19 protein-coding genes are annotated in these 18,993 nt (G+C 55.9%); 7 read left to right on the top strand and 12 right to left on the bottom strand.

Going from position 1 to position 18,993, the window contains the following annotated elements:
* Nucleotides 1–46 precede the first annotated feature (46 nt).
* Nucleotides 47–1,042: a cell division protein ZipA gene (gene zipA / locus ACOT1A_RS03330; RefSeq protein WP_022648943.1), complete on the bottom strand. Its 996-nt coding sequence runs from the start codon at nucleotides 1,040–1,042 to the stop codon at nucleotides 47–49.
* Between the two features lie 229 nt (nucleotides 1,043–1,271).
* On the opposite strand from zipA, the gene cysZ reads away from it, so the two are divergent.
* The 5 genes from cysZ to crr all read left to right on the top strand — a co-directional run bounded on the left by cysZ (nucleotide 1,272) and on the right by crr (nucleotide 6,063).
* The gene (cysZ, locus tag ACOT1A_RS03325) at nucleotides 1,272–2,033 is read left to right on the top strand and encodes a sulfate transporter CysZ (protein WP_199160385.1); all 762 of its coding nucleotides are present in this window, start codon (nucleotides 1,272–1,274) and stop codon (nucleotides 2,031–2,033) included.
* 163 nt (nucleotides 2,034–2,196) lie between these two features.
* Complete coding sequence (gene cysK, locus ACOT1A_RS03320; RefSeq protein WP_006811453.1) at nucleotides 2,197–3,168, top strand: cysteine synthase A; 972 nt, start codon at nucleotides 2,197–2,199, stop codon at nucleotides 3,166–3,168.
* A gap of 317 nt (nucleotides 3,169–3,485) precedes the next feature.
* Nucleotides 3,486–3,743 carry a phosphocarrier protein Hpr gene (gene ptsH / locus ACOT1A_RS03315; protein WP_000487600.1) on the top strand — a complete coding sequence of 86 codons (258 nt, stop codon included), beginning with the start codon at nucleotides 3,486–3,488 and terminating at the stop codon, nucleotides 3,741–3,743.
* Nucleotides 3,744–3,788: 45 nt separating this feature from the next.
* Nucleotides 3,789–5,516, top strand: a complete 1,728-nt coding sequence (gene ptsI / locus ACOT1A_RS03310; protein ID WP_022648945.1) for a phosphoenolpyruvate-protein phosphotransferase PtsI — start codon at nucleotides 3,789–3,791, stop codon at nucleotides 5,514–5,516.
* 43 nt (nucleotides 5,517–5,559) lie between these two features.
* Nucleotides 5,560–6,063, top strand: coding sequence for a PTS glucose transporter subunit IIA (crr, locus tag ACOT1A_RS03305; RefSeq protein ID WP_022648946.1), 504 nt, complete (start codon nucleotides 5,560–5,562; stop codon nucleotides 6,061–6,063).
* Nucleotides 6,064–6,107: 44 nt separating this feature from the next.
* Here the strand turns inward: crr and pdxK are convergent, their stop codons facing one another.
* From pdxK to ACOT1A_RS03255, 10 genes are all read right to left on the bottom strand, one after another.
* Nucleotides 6,108–6,944: a pyridoxine/pyridoxal/pyridoxamine kinase gene (gene pdxK, locus ACOT1A_RS03300; RefSeq protein WP_022648947.1), complete on the bottom strand. Its 837-nt coding sequence runs from the start codon at nucleotides 6,942–6,944 to the stop codon at nucleotides 6,108–6,110.
* A gap of 5 nt (nucleotides 6,945–6,949) precedes the next feature.
* Entirely contained in the window at nucleotides 6,950–7,861 is a 912-nt protein-coding gene (cysM, locus tag ACOT1A_RS03295; protein WP_022648948.1) for a cysteine synthase CysM, read from the bottom strand.
* A 67-nt stretch (nucleotides 7,862–7,928) separates the two neighbouring features.
* Entirely contained in the window at nucleotides 7,929–9,023 is a 1,095-nt protein-coding gene (cysA, locus tag ACOT1A_RS03290) for a sulfate/thiosulfate ABC transporter ATP-binding protein CysA (RefSeq protein WP_032659702.1), read from the bottom strand.
* Complete coding sequence (gene cysW, locus ACOT1A_RS03285) at nucleotides 9,013–9,888, bottom strand: sulfate/thiosulfate ABC transporter permease CysW (RefSeq protein WP_003861305.1); 876 nt, start codon at nucleotides 9,886–9,888, stop codon at nucleotides 9,013–9,015. The genes cysA and cysW overlap by 11 nt, the downstream gene beginning before the upstream one ends.
* Complete coding sequence (cysT, locus tag ACOT1A_RS03280; protein ID WP_022648951.1) at nucleotides 9,888–10,721, bottom strand: sulfate/thiosulfate ABC transporter permease CysT; 834 nt, start codon at nucleotides 10,719–10,721, stop codon at nucleotides 9,888–9,890. Before cysT ends, cysW begins: the two co-directional genes overlap by 1 nt.
* Nucleotides 10,721–11,734 (bottom strand): sulfate ABC transporter substrate-binding protein, encoded by a 1,014-nt coding sequence (locus tag ACOT1A_RS03275; RefSeq protein ID WP_022648952.1) that lies wholly within the window; start codon nucleotides 11,732–11,734, stop codon nucleotides 10,721–10,723. Before ACOT1A_RS03275 ends, cysT begins: the two co-directional genes overlap by 1 nt.
* Before the next feature lie 176 nt (nucleotides 11,735–11,910).
* Nucleotides 11,911–12,810: a Dyp-type peroxidase gene (locus ACOT1A_RS03270; protein WP_022648953.1), complete on the bottom strand. Its 900-nt coding sequence runs from the start codon at nucleotides 12,808–12,810 to the stop codon at nucleotides 11,911–11,913.
* Between the two features lie 92 nt (nucleotides 12,811–12,902).
* Nucleotides 12,903–13,478, bottom strand: a complete 576-nt coding sequence (locus tag ACOT1A_RS03265; protein WP_022648954.1) for an RpoE-regulated lipoprotein — start codon at nucleotides 13,476–13,478, stop codon at nucleotides 12,903–12,905.
* A 63-nt stretch (nucleotides 13,479–13,541) separates the two neighbouring features.
* Nucleotides 13,542–13,991, bottom strand: coding sequence for a DUF2919 domain-containing protein (locus ACOT1A_RS03260; protein WP_276169896.1), 450 nt, complete (start codon nucleotides 13,989–13,991; stop codon nucleotides 13,542–13,544).
* Nucleotides 13,978–14,403, bottom strand: coding sequence for a GNAT family acetyltransferase (locus ACOT1A_RS03255; RefSeq protein ID WP_003861292.1), 426 nt, complete (start codon nucleotides 14,401–14,403; stop codon nucleotides 13,978–13,980). Before ACOT1A_RS03255 ends, ACOT1A_RS03260 begins: the two co-directional genes overlap by 14 nt.
* Nucleotides 14,404–14,615: 212 nt before the next feature.
* Here ACOT1A_RS03255 and amiA point away from each other — a divergent pair, with 212 nt between their 5' ends.
* Together amiA and hemF are read left to right on the top strand one after the other, a co-directional pair.
* Nucleotides 14,616–15,491 (top strand): N-acetylmuramoyl-L-alanine amidase AmiA, encoded by an 876-nt coding sequence (gene amiA / locus ACOT1A_RS03250; protein ID WP_023306670.1) that lies wholly within the window; start codon nucleotides 14,616–14,618, stop codon nucleotides 15,489–15,491.
* Nucleotides 15,491–16,390 (top strand): oxygen-dependent coproporphyrinogen oxidase, encoded by a 900-nt coding sequence (hemF, locus tag ACOT1A_RS03245; RefSeq protein ID WP_276169897.1) that lies wholly within the window; start codon nucleotides 15,491–15,493, stop codon nucleotides 16,388–16,390. The genes amiA and hemF overlap by 1 nt, the downstream gene beginning before the upstream one ends.
* 114 nt (nucleotides 16,391–16,504) lie before the next feature.
* On the opposite strand, the gene maeB is transcribed toward hemF, so the two are convergent.
* The gene (maeB, locus tag ACOT1A_RS03240) at nucleotides 16,505–18,784 is read right to left on the bottom strand and encodes an NADP-dependent oxaloacetate-decarboxylating malate dehydrogenase (RefSeq protein WP_058647009.1); all 2,280 of its coding nucleotides are present in this window, start codon (nucleotides 18,782–18,784) and stop codon (nucleotides 16,505–16,507) included.
* Nucleotides 18,785–18,993: the final 209 nt, after the last annotated feature.

Genomic DNA, 18,993 nt, shown 5'->3' with positions numbered 1-18,993 from the left:
CCCCCGACAGGCGGGGGTTGAGGAGGAGTTGAAGTAAACGCGACGATTACGCGTTAGCTTCCTTAACTTCGCGGATGCGGTCCTGATATTCGCGCAGTTTCTGCGGCGTCATCATACGACGCTGATCGTCGAGCACCACACCGCCCACTTCGTCGGCGATGTGCTGAGCGGACTGTAGCATCAGCTTAAAGTTTTGCAGCTCGTCACCGTAGGACGGCACCTGCATAAAGATCGTAACCCCAGGCGTGACGAAATCACCGGTCATTTCCGGGTCAAACGTGCCTGGATTGACCATATTGGCCAGGCTGAACAGCGCCGGACCGCTGCCGTCAGGACTCAGGTGGCGATGGAAAATATTCATGTCGCCGAACTTGAAGCCTGCCTGTTGGATGCTGTTAAGCAGCACGTCACCGTTCAGATGGGTGCCATGATGAGCAGCCACATTCATGATGATTACCGCTTCTTTACGCTGCGGCTTTTCAACAACCGGTTCTGGCTCAACAACAGGCTCTGGCTCAACGCGCGGAGCGGGCTGTGGCGCAGGCGGTGCAGATTCAGGCTGCGGTTGTTCTACCGGCTGCGGCTGTTGCACTGGCTGTGGCTGATGCACTGGCTGTGCAGGCTGTTGCACAGGTTGCTGCTGTACAGGCTGTGGCGCAACGGGCTGCTGTTGCACAGGCTGCTGCGACGGATGACGAACAGGTTCTTCCACTGGCGGCGGCGCTGGCTGGCGCGGCTGGGCAGAGGCATACGGTGGTTGATACTGGTGCTGCGGAGCGCGGGGAGCTTCATGCTCTCCATGCGCTGCGCCGGGCGCAGTATTGACCCGATGAACACGAACTTCACCCACACCGTCGTCGTCAAGACCGTCGATGTCGTCTTCAACGTCATCGTCTTCGCGACTGGACTTCATGCGCTTCAGTGGACGATCGCGAAACATAGAGGAACGCTCTTTACGGCTGGTCCAGAAACCATGTACCAGTAAAGCGATTATGGCGATCGCGCCAACAATGATTAATATCAGACGCAAATCCTGCATCATTATATTCTCTGTTGTTCTAACACCTTGCCACCACGGCAAACATTTACTCACTAAGAGTATTTGCCGTTTACGTCAAGTGCAAGTGTATGCAGAGCATTCACAGCATAAAGATGAACTAAATCGTGCTTTTTGCTGGTTTTTCGAACATTTCCGAACTGGTCATTGGCCCGTAACTGGATAATATAGGCGGGCAATTCCACTGGTTGTGTAAAAAGGAGTACAGCCTGGTATGGTTTCAACATCTTCTTCTGCCCCACGTAGCGGGGTCTGGTACTTTTCTCAGGGCTGGAAACTGGTCTCCCTGCCGGGCATTCGACGCTTCGTTGTTTTGCCGTTACTGATCAACATTATTCTGATGGGGGGCGCGTTCTGGTGGCTGTTCACCAGACTGGAAAGCTGGATCCCTTCCCTGATGAGCTATGTGCCGGACTGGTTACAGTGGTTGGACTACCTGCTCTGGCCGATTGCGGTTATCTCCGTGCTGCTGGTTTTCGGCTATTTCTTTTCGACGATAGCTAACTGGATAGCCGCGCCGTTCAACGGTCTGCTGGCCGAACAGCTGGAAGCGCGCCTGACCGGTGCGGCGCCGCCTGACACGGGCGTACTGGGGATCGTGAAAGATGTCCCCCGCATCATGAAGCGCGAATGGCAGAAGTTTGCGTGGTACCTGCCGCGGGCGATTGTGCTGCTCATCCTTTATTTTGTACCCGGGATCGGCCAGACGGTCGCACCCGTGCTGTGGTTTCTGTTCAGCGCCTGGATGCTTGCTATCCAGTACTGTGATTATCCGTTCGATAACCACAAAGTGCCGTTTAAAGAGATGCGCACTGCCCTGCGCACTCAGAAGGTTGCCAATATGCAGTTTGGTGCCCTTGCCAGCCTGTTCACCATGATCCCTTTCCTGAATCTGTTCATCATGCCCGTTGCCGTTTGCGGCGCGACGGCGATGTGGGTGGACTGCTACCGTGCTAAGCACGCGTTATGGAAGTAATGCAAAAATGTGTAAAAGAGGGGTGGCTTATGCCGCCCCTTATTCCATACTGATCCCCATTATTTCCTTGCAGCATATAGATATGCGATTTCCTTACTTCCCCATACTTGCTCAACAGGTATGCTGGGTCGGTATCCCAATTTCATACAGTTAAGGACAGGCCATGAGTAAGATTTATGAAGACAACTCGCTGACTATCGGTCATACGCCCCTGGTTCGACTGAACCGTATCGGTAATGGACGCATTCTGGCGAAGGTCGAATCTCGTAACCCAAGCTTCAGCGTTAAATGCCGTATCGGTGCGAATATGATTTGGGATGCTGAAAAGCGTGGCGTGCTGAAACCTGGCGTTGAGCTGGTTGAACCCACCAGCGGCAATACCGGTATCGCCCTGGCCTATGTTGCGGCGGCGCGCGGCTATAAGCTGACGCTGACTATGCCTGAAACCATGAGTATTGAGCGCCGTAAGCTGCTGAAAGCGTTGGGTGCGAATCTGGTCCTCACGGAAGGCGCGAAAGGCATGAAGGGCGCGATTCAGAAGGCCGAAGAAATCGTCGCCAGCGATCCTGCAAAGTATCTGCTGCTCCAGCAGTTCAGCAACCCGGCCAACCCGGAAATTCATGAGAAAACCACCGGCCCGGAAATCTGGGAAGATACCGACGGTCAGGTTGATGTGTTTATCTCCGGCGTAGGCACCGGCGGTACGCTGACCGGGGTGTCTCGCTATATTAAAGGCACGAAAGGTAAAAAAGATCTGATTACCGTTGCCGTTGAGCCAACCGACTCGCCGGTTATCGCTCAGGCGCTGGCAGGCGAAGAGATCAAACCAGGTCCGCACAAAATCCAGGGTATCGGCGCTGGCTTTATTCCAGGCAACCTCGATCTGAAGCTGATCGATAAAGTGGTCGCAATCACCAATGAAGAAGCCATCTCCACGGCGCGTCGCCTGATGGACGAGGAAGGCATTCTGGCGGGTATCTCTTCCGGTGCGGCGGTTGCTGCTGCTCTCAAACTGCTGGAAGACGAAACCTTTACCAACAAGAATATTGTGGTTATCCTACCGTCTTCGGGTGAGCGTTACTTAAGCACAGCACTGTTTGCCGATCTGTTCACAGAGAAAGAACTGCAACAGTGATGCCAGTATGTTAAAAACGCGTAAAAAAGCACCTTTTCAGGTGCTTTTTTGTGGCCTGCTTCAAAGTTTTACCCCTCCTGGCATTGCTTCACCCCGTTGGGTCTGGTATTTAAACCAGCAATTATTTTGATGCGCGAAATTAATCGGTGAACGAAATAGCGCTGCTGAATCGATTTTATGATTTGGTTCAAGTCTTGCTTTCACTGCATAATGTTTAATGACGATTGAAACGTCAGCGCTAACTATACAGGCTAAAGTTAAGTCGCCAGGCTAGACTTTAGTTCCACAACACTAAACCTATAAGTTGGGGAAATACAATGTTCCAGCAAGAAGTTACCATTACCGCTCCGAACGGTCTGCACACCCGCCCTGCTGCTCAGTTTGTTAAAGAAGCGAAAGGCTTCACTTCTGAAATCACTGTGACTTCCAACGGCAAAAGCGCTAGCGCAAAAAGCCTGTTCAAGCTGCAAACTCTGGGTCTGACTCAGGGTACCGTTGTTACCATCTCCGCTGAAGGTGAAGACGAGCAGAAAGCAGTTGAGCATCTGGTTAAGCTGATGGCTGAACTCGAGTAAGTTTACCGGGTTCTTTTCAATATCAGTCACAAGTAAGGTAGGGTTATGATTTCAGGCATTTTAGCATCCCCGGGTATCGCTTTCGGCAAAGCATTGCTGCTGAAAGAAGACGAAATCGTCATTGACCGGAAAAAAATTTCTGCCGACAAGGTTGATCAGGAAGTTGAACGTTTTCTGAGCGGTCGTGCCAAGGCATCTGCGCAACTGGAAGCGATTAAAACTAAAGCTGGCGAAACTTTCGGTGAAGAAAAAGAAGCCATCTTCGAAGGGCACATTATGCTGCTCGAAGATGAGGAGCTGGAGCAGGAAATCATAGCCCTGATTAAAGATAAAGGCATGACGGCCGACGCGGCTGCGCATGAAGTTATCGAAGGTCAGGCAACTGCCCTGGAAGAACTGGACGATGAATACCTGAAAGAGCGTGCGGCTGACGTACGTGACATCGGTAAGCGCCTGCTGCGCAACATCCTGGGTCTGGCCATCATCGATCTGAGCGCGATTCAGGACGAAGTCATCCTGGTTGCCGCTGACCTGACCCCGTCTGAAACCGCACAGCTGAACCTGAACAAGGTGCTGGGTTTCATTACTGATGCAGGTGGACGTACCTCCCACACCTCTATCATGGCGCGTTCTCTGGAGCTGCCAGCCATCGTGGGTACCGGTAGCGTCACCTCGCAGGTGAAAAACGACGACTATCTGATTCTGGATGCCGTAAACAACGTGGTTTACGTCAACCCAACTAACGATGTGATCGAGCAGCTGCGTTCCGTTCAGGAGCAGGTTGCTACCGAGAAAGCGGAACTCGCTAAACTGAAAGATCTGCCAGCCATCACGCTGGACGGCCATCAGGTTGAAGTGTGCGCTAACATCGGTACCGTACGTGACGTTGACGGCGCTGAGCGCAACGGTGCGGAAGGTGTAGGTCTGTATCGTACTGAATTCCTGTTCATGGACCGCGACGCCCTGCCAACGGAAGAAGAGCAGTTTGCAGCGTACAAAGCGGTTGCGGAAGCGTGCGGCTCGCAGGCCGTTATCGTCCGCACCATGGATATCGGTGGCGACAAAGAGCTGCCGTACATGAACTTCCCGAAAGAAGAGAACCCGTTCCTGGGCTGGCGTGCCGTACGTATCGCCATGGATCGCAAAGAGATCCTGCGTGACCAGGTTCGCGCTATCCTGCGTGCATCCGCTTTCGGTAAGCTGCGCATCATGTTCCCGATGATCATCTCTGTTGAAGAAGTGCGTGCACTGAAGAAAGAGATTGAAATCTACAAGCAGGAACTGCGTGACGAAGGTAAAGCATTTGACGAGTCAATCGAGATCGGCGTGATGGTGGAAACACCGGCAGCCGCGACCATTGCACGTCATTTAGCCAAAGAAGTTGATTTCTTTAGTATCGGTACCAATGATTTAACGCAGTACACCCTGGCAGTTGACCGTGGTAATGATATGATTTCACATCTCTACCAGCCAATGTCGCCGTCTGTACTGAATTTGATCAAGCAAGTTATTGATGCTTCTCATGCAGAAGGTAAATGGACTGGCATGTGTGGTGAGCTTGCAGGCGACGAACGTGCTACACTTCTGTTGCTGGGTATGGGTCTGGACGAATTCTCTATGAGCGCCATTTCCATCCCGCGCATCAAGAAGATTATCCGTAACACGAACTTCGAAGATGCGAAGGTATTAGCAGAGCAGGCTCTTGCTCAACCGACAACGGACGAGTTAATGACGCTGGTTAACAAGTTCATTGAAGAAAAAACAATCTGCTAATCCACGAGATGCGGCCCAAATTACTGCTTAGGAGATAAGTCTAATGGGTTTATTTAGTAAACTGTTCGGTGACAAAAGCAATAGCGACTCCGGAACTATTGAGATTGTTGCTCCGCTCTCCGGCGAGATCGTCAATATCGAAGACGTGCCGGATGTAGTGTTTGCTGAGAAAATCGTTGGTGATGGCATTGCTATCAAACCAACTGGCAACAAAATGGTTGCTCCAGTTGACGGTACCATTGGTAAGATTTTTGAAACCAACCATGCGTTCTCTATCGAATCCGATAGCGGTATCGAACTGTTCGTTCACTTCGGTATCGACACCGTTGAACTGAAAGGCGAAGGCTTCAAACGTATCGCGGAAGAAGGCCAGCGTGTTAAAGTTGGCGACCCTGTAATTGAATTCGATCTGCCACTGCTGGAAGAAAAAGCGAAGTCTACCCTGACTCCGGTTGTTATCTCCAACATGGACGAAATCAAAGAGCTGATCAAACTGTCTGGCAGCGTTACCGTGGGTGAAACCCCGGTTATCCGCATCAAGAAGTAATTCTTGCCGCACGGTAAAATGGCGCCTTCGGGCGCCATTTTTGTTTATGCAGGCAGAATAAGCTCGTCGTAGCCTTTCGACTGCGTATAGATCATCACGTCAGTCACCCTGTCGCCCGCCATGCGAATGGCGTCGGCCACGGTTTTACCGCCGACGATACCGCTCACCAGCTCCGAACAGAACAGATCCCCCGTCCCTTTCAGGTCCGTCTCAACGCGCGGGTGTGCGCTTACGGTAACGCCCTCCTCGCTCACCAGCACGACGTGGATATTTTGCGGATCGTCAGCCACTGGCGCGCTGGTGATCGCCACCCATTTAAGCGTGTCAGACAGCAGCCCCTGCGCGGCGGCAATGGCGCTCTCCGGCGTACGGCACGGTTTGCCGCTCAGCACTTCCAGCTCAAACACGTTGGGCGTAATGCCCTGGGCCAGCGGGAGCAGGTGCTCACGGTAGGCTTCAGGAATATCCGGCTTCACGTACATCCCGCTGTCGATGTCTCCGATTACCGGGTCGACCAGCACCAGCAGATCGGGATGTTGCACTTTGATCGCCTTCAGCCACTGCGCCAGCAGCACGATCTGGCTGGCGCTGCCCATATAGCCGGTAGTGACTGCTTTTAGCTCGCGCAGGATCTCGCGCTCTTCCAGCGCCTTCAGGTAGCCGCTGAACCACTCGTCCGGGATCACCCCGCCGTAGAAGGTGTCGTAGTGAGGCGTATTGCTGAACAGCACCGTCGGCACGGCGGTAACGTTCAGTCGATGGGTGCGAATATTTGGCACCGCGATGCTGTTTCCCACACTGCCGTACACCACCTGCGACTGAACGGCGACAATATCGGTTTGCTGCGCCCGGGTGTTATCCCGGAATAAAATCATCTCCATGACGCTTAAATCCCCGCCCCCTGCGAATAACTCTCTTCACCAAAGACGCCGGTCGACAGGTAGCGATCGCCGCGATCGCAAATAATCGCTACCACTACTGCACCCGGGTTTGCCTTAGCCACCCGAATCGCCCCCGCTACCGCGCCACCCGAACTGACGCCGCAGAAGATGCCTTCACGCACGGCCAGCTCACGCATGGTATTTTCCGCCTCGCGCTGATGAATATCCAGCACCTGGTCCACAAGCTGCGCATTAAAGATGCCCGGCATATACTCCGCGGGCCAGCGGCGAATGCCCGGAATACTGCTTCCCTCTTCCGGCTGGAGGCCGACAATCGTCACCGGCTGCTCCTGCTCGCGCAGAAAACGTGACACACCGGTGATCGTGCCCGTGGTCCCCATGCTGGAGACAAAGTGGGTGATGCGCCCGCCGGTTTGCTGCCAGATTTCCGGGCCGGTGGTGGTGTAGTGCGCGTACGGGTTGTCCGGGTTATTAAACTGGTCGAGCAGCTTGCCTTCCCCGCGCTCCGCCATCGCTAACGCTAAATCTCGCGCCCCTTCCATACCCTGCTCTTTGCTCACCAGAATCAGCTCGGCCCCGTAGGCACGCATGGCGGCACGGCGCTCCTGGCTCATGTTATCCGGCATCAGCAGCTTCATACGATAGCCTTTCAGGGCGGCTATCATCGCCAGTGCGATACCGGTGTTACCGCTGGTGGCTTCGATCAGCACGTCGCCGGGCTTTATTTCGCCGCGCTTTTCGGCCTGAACAATCATCGACAGCGCCGCCCGGTCTTTCACCGACCCCGCCGGGTTATTGCCTTCAAGTTTGACCCAGATTTCGCTGCCGTTGTCACACCCCATGCGCTGAAGTTTGACCAGAGGGGTGTTGCCGATGGTGTGTTCGAGTGTATTCACGTTTTTTACTCAATAAAAAGCCCGGTAAGCATCACGCCACCGGGCGAAAAACATACTCAATAACCTATCAGGCTGACTCCGCCAGAGCAATATCCTCGCGCGTCTCGATGCGCTCGTTGCCGTGATAAATGCGCGCGTGTTGCAGCCCCACAAACAGGCGTTCCCCACGGTGCGGCGGCTCGTCGTCACGCATAACTACGGTTAGCGGCTCGGTGTACCAGCCCAGGGGCTGTACCACTAATTGGGTGTAGTGACCTTTAGGGCTAGCTTCCAGCACCTGCACCGGAAGCGGTGAGTCCAGGCTGGTACGGCGGCTGACGTCCACTTCCCACGGGCGCAGGAACAGATCCACCGGTCCCTGGTGCGCGGAGGTATACCCCAGCGGCCAGCGGTGCGCGCCAACGTGGAACTGACCGCCGCGAATAGTACCCTGAAGGCGGTTTACTTCCCCCATAAACTCCAGCACAAAGCGGGTCGCCGGTTCACGCCAGAGTTGCTCTGGCTCGTCAACCTGCTCAATGTTGCCCTGACTCATCACCACCACGCGGTCGGCTACTTCCATCGCCTCTTCCTGATCGTGGGTCACGAAAACGCTGGTGAACTGGAGTTCCTCATGAAGCTGACGCAGCCAGCGGCGCAGCTCTTTTCGCACCTGCGCATCCAGCGCGCCAAACGGTTCGTCCAGCAGCAGGATTTGCGGTTCAACGGCTAACGCACGCGCCAGCGCCACGCGCTGCTTCTGCCCGCCGGAAAGTTGAGCCGGAAAGCGGTCCGCCAGATGCGCAAGCTGCACCATCTCCAGCAGTTTGGTCACTTTCGCTTTGATAGCGGCGGCATCCGGACGCTCACGACGCGGCAGCACGGTCAGGCCAAACGCAATGTTGTCGAATACCGTCATGTGGCGGAACAGCGCGTAATGCTGGAATACAAAACCCACTTTACGGTCGCGGGCATGCAAACGGCTTACGTCCGTACCGTGGAAGCGGATATGTCCGCTGGTCTGGTGCTCAAGCCCGGCGATAATACGCAGCAGCGTGGTTTTACCGGAGCCAGACGGCCCCAGCAGCGCCACCATTTGTCCGGAAGGGATATCCAGCGAGATATCATTCAGCACCTGGGTGCGACCAAAAGACTTCTTAATATTGGCAATCTCAATGCTCATGATTTCCCTCCTGATGCTGACGTTTTTCCTGATTCTCTAAACGCCACTGCACCACACTCTTCAAAAACAGGGTCAAAATCGCCATCAGCGTCAGCAACGCTGCGGCAGTAAAGGAACCGACGGTGTTGTAGTCCTGTTCCAGTAATTCAATCTGTAACGGCAGCGACAGGGTTTCGCCGCGAATCGAGCCGGATACCACCGACACCGCGCCAAACTCACCGATCGCACGGGCGTTGGTCAGCACCACGCCGTAAAGCAGTGCCCAGCGGATATTCGGCAGCGTGACGCGGCGGAACATCTGCCAGCCGGAAGCGCCGAGCAGCACCGCGGCTTCATCTTCATGGCTGCCCTGGCTGAGCATCACCGGCACCAGCTCGCGTACCACGAACGGACAGGTGACAAAGACGGTCACCAGCACCATCCCCGGCCAGGCGAACATGATCTGCAGGTCGTGTTCATCCAGCCAGCCGCCCAGCGGGCCATTGGAACCGTAGAAGAGCAGATAAACCAGACCCGCCACCACCGGTGACACCGCAAACGGGATATCCAGCAGGGTCAGCAGCAGCTGACGCCCCGGGAAGTTAAAGCGCGTTACCAGCCAGGCCAGCAATACGCCAAACACCAGATTCACCGGGACGGTGATCAGGGCAATCATGACCGTCAGCCAGATGGCGTGGAGCATGTCCGGATCGGCCAGGTTTTGCAGCGCGGGCATAATCCCTTTGCTGAAGGCCTGAACGAAGATGTACACCATCGGCACGACGAGAATGAATGCGGAGACCAGCACGCCGGTACCAATCAGAAACCATTTGCCCCAGTTGATGCGGGGCGCGTCATAGCGCTTCAATTGCGTAACTTCCGCCATCAGTGACCTACCACACGTCGACCAAAGCGACTTTGCAGAGTGTTAATCGAGAACAGCAGTAGCAGCGACGCGGCAAGGATCACCGAGGCAATCGCACTCGCGGCCGGATAATCAAACTCCTGCAAACGGACAAAAATCATCAGCGAGGTCACTTCGGTTTTCCACGCGATGTTCCCGGCGATAAAAATGACCGCGCCAAATTCACCGAGGCTGCGGGTAAAGGAGAGCGCGATACCCGCCAGCAACGCCGGAGAGAGTTCCGGCAGCACGACCTTGCGAAAACTCTGCCAGCGCGTGGCGCCGAGCGTTTCTGCGGCCTCTTCGTATTCGGGTCCTAACTCTTCCAGCACCGGCTGCACGGTACGTACCACAAACGGGATGCTGGTAAAGGCCATGGCCACCGCGATACCGAGCCAGGTATAGGTCACTTTGATATCAAACTTAGCCAGCCACTCACCGTAAAAGCCGTTCACGGAAAACAGCGACGCCAGCGTCAAACCGGCAACCGCCGTCGGCAGGGCAAACGGCAGATCCATCAGCGCGTCGAGCAGGGTGCGGCCCGGGAAGCGATAGCGAGTTAAGATCCACGCCATCAGCAGGCCAAACACGCCGTTAAAAATCGAGGCCACGAACGCAGACAGCAGGGTGACCTTGTAGGCCGCCACCACCTGCGGGTTAGTAATCACTTCCCAGTACTGGGACCAGCTCATCTCAGCGAGCTGCATCACCAGCGCGCTGAGCGGTAATAACAAAATCAGACAGACGAACAGCAGGCTGGTCCCGAGGCTTAAGGTAAAGCCCGGCAGCACACGTCTGGAGGACACTGCAAACATTACTTACGCCCCGCTGCCAGCAGTTTGTCCAACTCACCGCCGCTGACAAAATGCGTTTTCATGACCTCAGGCCAGGCGCCGAAATGATCTTCCACGCGGAACAGCTCGGTCTGCGGGAATTTGTCTTTCAGCTTGCTCATCACGTCCGGGTTGTTGACACGGTAGTAGTAGTCGGTGATAACGGTCTGCGCCTGCGGGCTGTACAGATAGTTCAGGTAGGCTTTCGCCGCCTTTTCTGTGCCGTTAGCCTTAACGTTTTTATCCACCCACGCCACCGGGAACTCGGCCAGAATGTTCGTTTTCGGGATAACCACTTCGAAGCCCTGCGCTTCGTACTGTTTACGAATATTGTTCACTTCGGATTCAAAGCTGATCAGTACGTCGCCCAGCCCGCGCTCGGCGAAGGTGGTGGTTGCGCCACGACCGCCGGTATCAAACACCTCGACGTTTTTCAGGAACTGGGTCATAAACTGTTCGGTTTTCGCTTTATCGTTACCGTCAGCTTTGTCCGCCGCGCCCCACGCCGCCAGATAGGTGTAACGTGCGTTGCCGGAGGTTTTCGGATTCGGGAAGATCAGCTTTACGTCTGAACGCACCAGGTCGTTCCAGTCGTGGATGTTCTTCGGGTTGCCCTTGCGCACCAGGAAGCCCATGGTGGAGTAAAATGGCGAACTGTTGTTCGGCAGGCGGCTTTGCCAGTTCGCCGGGATCAGTTTGCCTTTGTCGTGCAGGATCTGCACGTCCGTGACCTGGTTGTAGGTCACCACGTCCGCTTTCAGCCCCTGCAAAATGGCCAGCGCCTGCTTAGATGAGCCAGCGTGCGACTGCTTGATGGTCAGCTTGTCGCCGTTGTTCTCTTTCGCCCACTGCTGCTCAAATGCGGGATTAAGGGCGGCAAACAGCTCGCGCGAAACATCATAAGAACTGTTCAGCAACTCGGTTGCCTGCGCCTGCGCCACCAGCAGTAAACCTGCCAGTGCCAGCGATCCTTTTTTCAGTACAGTAACGGCCATTGCGCACCCTTATAAATGTGATGACTATCTTATAGTCATAATATTTATAACGGAGTCTAAAGGAGTAACGGTTTTATATACCGTTTGGTGATTTAGAAGCAGAAAAGGGAATAAGAGGTGCGGGAGAAATTGCCGGGTGGCGCTCACGCTTACCCGGCCTACGAATGGAGAGCGATTTACAACGCCAGCAGGCGCTCAACGGACGGCGCAAAGTAGTAGCCGCCGGTCACCGGGCGGGTGAAGCGCAGCATGGCGTCACGCTTACCGTCGGTATCGCCAAACATGCTCAGCAGCTGCTGTTCGATGTTGTAGAGGCGTGCGCAGTAAGCGCAGAAGTACAGGCCGTGCGTACCGCTCGCGGTGCCGTACGGCAGGCTCTGGCGAACAATCTTCAGCCCCTTACCGTCTTCTTTAAGGTCAACGCGGGACAGGTGGGAAGTGACCGGACGCGCATCGCCGTCAATCTCTTCATTGGCATCTTTGGTACGGCCAATCATCATCTCCTGGTCATGCACGCTCATGCGGTTAAGCTGCCTGAGGTTATGCTCCCAGCGCTGGACGAACACATAGCTGCCGCCCGCGTCCACGCCATCCTTGATTACAGCCACCTCGCGACGCGTCTCTTCCCCGGCCGGGTTTTCGGTGCCGTCGACGAAGCCGCTCAAATCGCGCTCTTCCACCCAGCGGAAACCGTGGATCTCTTCCTGCACGTCGATACTGTCACCAAAGGCCTCAATCGCAGCCTGAGCGACAGAAAAGTTCACGTCGTGACGCAGGGAGAGGATATGGATCAGAACGTCATACTGGGTGGCGGGCGCAAGACCTTTGCCATAAGGAATAAAGTCTTTCAGCTCTTCTGCGCCTTCGCCGCCGCTCAGATGACGCCAGACGGTGCTGCCAAAGGCGACCACCGCGCCCAGATGGGCTTCGGGGAATTTGGCCTGGAAGGTGGCCAGTTTATCAACGAATACTTTGCTGGCCGCGCGCAGGGCATCCACGTCCCCTTTGACGTTGGCTTCAATCCAAATCGCCGCCCGGCAATGTTCTGGCAAAATGCCACTCTGAACCTGAGACATCGCTCCTCCTGAAATAAAGATGCCACGACAGCGTGGCATTGATGGCGGCTATTATACCCGGATTTCAGCGAGGCGGCTTGCTCAGGCGCAAATTACTGCTGCCAGATAATTTTGCTCACTTTCCACTTTTTCAGGGTGTCGTCAGACGGCATTAACCCTTCCGGACCGTTCCAGGTGCCGCTGAACACATAGCTAATATGCTGGCTGCCGTCGGCCTTACACTCGACCGCCACGCTCTCCTCCGATGGCACACTGGCGCAGTGGCCAAACGCTTTCTGATAGAGTTCGCCAAACGGCGTTCCCACCTTCACGCCACCTGAGGTCGGGATCTCTTCATCCATCACCGCAATGCGGTTGACCGTACCTTTATCGCCGTTGATGACCATTGCCACCTTGTCATCTTTCAACGCTTCGAAATAGCGCACGATGTTGCCGTTCTCGGTTTTCATGCCGCTGCGCAGGCGATAATCACTGCCGATGGCATCCTGAATGGCATCCTGATCCAGCGCCGTCGAGGCGGTGATTTTGCCCACGCCCTGCTCGGTCACTTCCATTGAGGAGCCAAACCAGTTCCACGGATAGGCCGCAGACCAGTTGATGGATGAGAGCGTGGAACAGCCGGTTAACGCCAGCGGGAGAGCGCATAAAAGTAAACGCAGCGATTTCATTGAGACGTCCTTACGTAGTAAATCAACGCTTGTTGGAGTGCAGTATCGGCAAAAAGTGCCGTTTTAATCTGGCTCTTGCGTAAAACAGGCGCGTAAACGGTGATTCGTGACCAGCCACAGCAGCGCGACGATATCCGCCACCACCAGTGCAATCCCGATACCCGAAAGCGGCTCGCCGTACAGCCAGAGCAAGGGTTGCCAGACCAGAAGCACAAACTGCGCCAGGATTAACAGCCAGCGAAGCGCGCGCCAGAAGCGCGGAATGGCTTGCCGCCGTCCGCTGCACAGAAACGCCAGGACCGCCGGTACGCCCGGCAGTAACCCCAGCCAGAACGCATCGTGATCGGGATAAAAGAGATTCAGTAACGTATCGCCCTGCCCGCGCGACGCGCCAGCCATCACGAACAGCACCCAGGTGCGGGCCTGCAACAGCAGAACGCACCAGAACAAAAAAGGCAGACGCAGACGACCGTGAACGTCGTAGTCGCCAGGGTGGAACTCAGTACTCTTCATCTTCGATCAGGCGCTTACCCAGCGTCAGTACATCCGCGTGCTCGTAGCCCAGACGTTCATACATGCCCAGCACCACGTCGTTATCTTCCCGGACCATAATCTGGATTTTCGGGCAGCCACGGGCGATCAGTTTCTTTTCCAGACGGTTAAGCAGCGCGTTGGCGATGCCGCGCGCGCGGTATTCCGGGTGCACGCCCAGATAGTAGGCCGAGCCGCGGTGGCCGTCGTACCCACCCATCACCGTCCCGACCACTTCGCCGTTGACCTCAGCGACCAGAAACAGACTGACGTCGTGATTCACCTTCCGTTCGATGTCCATTTCCGGATCGTTCCACGGACGCAGCAGATCGCAGCGCTCCCAAAGGGTGATCACCTCTTCGAAATCTTCCTGGCGAAAAACGCGTATCTCCATGGTATTAACCGCCTTTTCGGGTTTAAAAACAGTGATTATGGCGTGAACAGGGCGTTTAGCCAATAACCGGGGAAAAACTCGCCAAAATTTGGCATAATGTCACTTTGTCACGTATTGAAATGAAAAGTAAAACAATTCTCAATAAGGACTGTCGTAACGGGAAACACGATACGATATAACACCAGGACCCCAATTTTTACAATTCAGGCCGCATGAGCACATTCAAACCATTAAAAGCACTCACATCGCGTCGTCAGGTTCTCAAAGCGGGGCTGGCGGCCTTAACGTTATCGGGTATCGCAAAGCAGGCTCAGGCAAAAGAAGAGAGCACGCTTAAAACCAGTAACGGACACAGCAAGCCGAAAACCAAAAAAGCTGGCGCAAAGCGTCTGGTCATGCTCGATCCGGGCCACGGCGGGATCGACACCGGCGCCATTGGCCGAAACGGGTCGAAAGAAAAACACGTCGTGCTGGCAATTGCAAAAAATGTGCGCGCAATTTTACGCAGCAACGGTATTGACGCCCGCCTGACGCGCACGGGCGACACGTTTATCCCGCTGTACGATCGCGTGGAGATTGCCCACAAGCACGGCGCAGACCTGTTTATGTCCATTCACGCGGATGGCTTCACAAACCCTTCCGCCGCAGGCGCCTCGGTATTTGCGCTCTCCAACCGTGGCGCCAGTAGCGCCATGGCGAAATACCTCTCCGATCGCGAAAACCGGGCGGATGAAGTGGCCGGGAAAAAAGCCACCGACAAAGACCATCTGTTACAGCAGGTTCTGTTTGATCTCGTGCAGACCGATACCATCAAAAACAGCCTGACGCTCGGCTCGCATATCCTCAAACGGATTAAACCCGTGCACCGTCTGCACAGTAAAAGCACCGAGCAGGCCGCGTTTGTGGTGCTGAAGTCACCGTCTATTCCGTCCGTGCTGGTGGAAACCTCGTTCATTACCAACCCGGAAGAAGAGCGTTTACTCGGCACTAAGGCGTTTCGTCAGAAGATCGCGAACGCCATCGCCTCCGGGGTCATCAGTTATTTCAACTGGTTCGATAATCAAAAAGCGCACTCCAGGAAACGTTGATGAAACCGAATGCACAGCTGGTCAAAACTTTCCTGATGCAGCTCCAGGACGCGATTTGCCAGAAACTGACCGCCGCAGACGGCGGTGAATTCCAGGAAGACACCTGGCAGCGCGAAGCGGGCGGCGGCGGGCGCAGTCGCGTGCTGCGTAACGGCGGTATTTTTGAACAGGCCGGGGTCAACTTCTCCCACGTCCACGGTGATGCAATGCCAGCGTCCGCCACGGCGCATCGGCCTGAACTGGCGGGCCGCAGCTTCGAGGCCATGGGCGTCTCGCTGGTGGTGCATCCGCATAACCCGTTTGTGCCAACCAGCCACGCCAACGTGCGCTTTTTCATCGCGGAAAAACCGGGGGCCGATCCGGTCTGGTGGTTTGGCGGCGGTTTCGACTTAACGCCTTACTATGGCTTTGAAGAGGATGCCGTGCACTGGCACACCACCGCGCGCGACCTCTGCCTGCCGTTTGGCGAAGACGTTTACCCGAAATACAAAAAGTGGTGCGATGATTATTTCTATCTGAAGCATCGCGACGAGCAGCGCGGCATCGGCGGGCTGTTCTTTGACGATCTCAACACGCCGGATTTTGATACCGCGTTCAGCTTTATGCGCGCGGTGGGTGAAGGCTTTACCGACGCCTATCTTCCGATTGTCGAACGCCGCAAAGACACCGACTACGGCGTGCGCGAGCGTGAGTTCCAGCTCTACCGTCGCGGGCGCTACGTGGAGTTTAATCTGGTGTGGGATCGCGGGACGCTGTTTGGCCTGCAAACCGGCGGGCGCACGGAGTCCATTCTGATGTCGATGCCGCCGCTGGTGCGCTGGGAATACAGCTACGCGCCAAAAGAAGGCAGCTCGGAGGCTGCCTTGAGTGAGTTTATTAAGGTTCGGGACTGGGTTTAACCCTTACCCCTCACCCCGGCCCTCTCCCCAAAGGGGCGAGGGTGAAAAGACGGCTCAGAGCAGTCCCCTCTCCCCTATGGGGAGAGGGTTAGGGTGAGGGGCGAGGGCAATAAATTACAGCGGCTGCGTCTGCGCCTCAACCACCGCCAGCGCCACCATGTTGACGATACGACGCACGGAGGCAATCGGCGTTAACACATGCACCGGTTTTGACACCCCCATCAGCACTGGCCCTACGGTCACCCCTTCAGAACTCGACACGCGCAGCAGGTTATAGCTAATACGCGCCGCTTCCACGTTCGGCATAATCAGCACGTTCGCCGAGCCTTTCAGCGGACTGTCCGGCATACGTTCATTACGAATACTCTCCACCAACGCGGCGTCGCCGTGCATCTCGCCGTCGATCATCAGCTCCGGCGCACGCTCGCGCACCAGGTCCAGCGTCTGGCGCATTTTGCACGCCGCCGCGGATTTGGATGACCCGAAGTTTGAGTGCGACAGCAGCGCCACTTTCGGCTCGATACCAAAGCGGCGCACGGTTTCCGCCGCCATCACGGTGATTTCCGCCAGTTCGTCCGGGGAGGGATCGTCGTTGACGTAGGTATCGGCGATAAAGGTGTTACCGCTTGGCAGCAGCAGCGCGTTCATTGCGCCGGCAGTATGGACGCCCTCGCGATAGCCGAAGATCTCCTGTACCACGCTGAAATGCTCATGGTACTCGCCGATGGTGCCGCAGATCAGCGCATCCGCCTCACCGCGATGAACCATGATCGCGCCGATCACCGTGGTGTTGCTGATCACCGCCCGCTGCGCCTGCTCCTGGGTGATCCCGCGACGCTTCATGATCGAATAGTATTCGTTCCAGTACTCTTTGAAGCGCGGATCGGATTCGTTGTTAACGATCTCAAAGTCCACGCCCGGCTTTATTTGCAGGCCGAGCTTCTGAATACGCATCTCGATCACGCTCGGACGACCAATCAGGATCGGTTTCGCCAGCCCTAAGGTGATCAGCTCCTGCGTGGCATGCAGCACGCGCGCCTCTTCCCCTTCCGCCAGCACCACGCGCTTCGCGTCGGCGCGCGCCTGGGAGAAGATCGGCTTCATAAACAGGTTGGTTTTGTAAACGAACTCGGTGAGCTTATCGACGTACGCGTCGAAATCCTGAATCGGACGCGTCGCCACGCCGGAGTCCATCGCCGCTTTGGCCACCGCTGGCGCGATCTTCACGATCAGACGCGGGTCAAATGGTTTAGGGATGATGTAGTCGGGGCCGAAGCTCAGATCCTGATCGCCGTAGGCGGAGGCCACCACTTCGCTCTGCTCGGCGTGCGCCAGCTCTGCGATAGCATGAACGGCAGCCAGCTTCATCTCTTCGTTGATCGCCGTGGCGCCGACGTCCAGCGCCCCGCGGAAGATGAACGGGAAGCAGAGCACGTTGTTCACCTGGTTCGGGTAGTCCGAACGTCCGGTGCAGATGATAGCGTCTTCACGCACCGCCTTCGCCAGCGGCGGCAGAATTTCCGGCTCCGGGTTCGCCAGGGCCAGGATCATTGGCGCGCGCGCCATCTTCTGCACCATCTCCTGGGTCAGCACTTTCGGGCCTGAACAGCCGAGGAAAATGTCAGCACCGTCAATCACGTCTTCAAGCGTGCGCTTGCCGTCGTCTTCCACCGCATAGGCCGCCTTGGTTTCCGCCATGTTTGGCTCGCGGTCTTTGTAGATCACGCCCTTGGAGTCGCAGACCACAATATTGTGCTTCTGCATGCCCAGCGCCACCAGCAGGTTCATACAGGCGATGGCCGCGGCGCCTGCGCCGGAGACCACCATGCGCACGTCGGAGAGATTTTTCTCCACCACGCGCAGGCCGTTCAGAATGGCGGCGGTACTGATAATCGCCGTGCCGTGCTGGTCGTCATGGAACACGGGAATGTTCATACGCTCGCGCAGCTTCTGCTCGATATAGAAACATTCCGGCGCTTTGATGTCTTCCAGGTTGATGCCGCCGAAGGTCGGCTCCAGCGCCGCCACCACGTTGATGAATTTATCCGGATCCAGTTCGTCCACTTCGATATCGAAGACGTCGATACCGGCAAATTTCTTAAACAGAACGCCTTTCCCTTCCATCACCGGCTTACCAGCCAGCGCACCGATGTTCCCTAACCCCAGCACCGCCGTACCGTTAGAGATAACGGCCACCAGGTTGCCGCGCGCGGTGTATTTGTACGCTGCCAGCGGATCTTTTTCGATTTCCAGGCACGGAGCAGCCACGCCCGGCGAGTAGGCCAGCGCCAGATCGCGCTGGGTCGCCAGCGGTTTGGTCGGGGATACCTGGATTTTACCCGGAACAGGAAACTCGTGAAAATCGAGAGCGCTTTGTTTTAACTGATCATCCATCTTGTTATTCCTTTCACGTTTCGGTCAAAAAGGGTGATGTCGACGTTCCTATGCACACCCTGGTGTGCCGCATAGTATCGCCGCAGGCAGGCTCCTAAACTTTGAAGGCTGCCAAACTCTCACCATTGCAGAATAAAAATTGTTATCAATTTATAACAGCCATGTTACCCGTCTCAGAAAGCAATGCCTCCCCCGTCTGCTATGCTTTT

The organism is Enterobacter cloacae complex sp. SYL003, from assembly GCF_049236925.1.
Classification (GTDB): domain Bacteria; phylum Pseudomonadota; class Gammaproteobacteria; order Enterobacterales; family Enterobacteriaceae; genus Enterobacter; species Enterobacter intestinihominis.
This window is presented reverse-complemented; position numbering and strand designations above follow the sequence as displayed.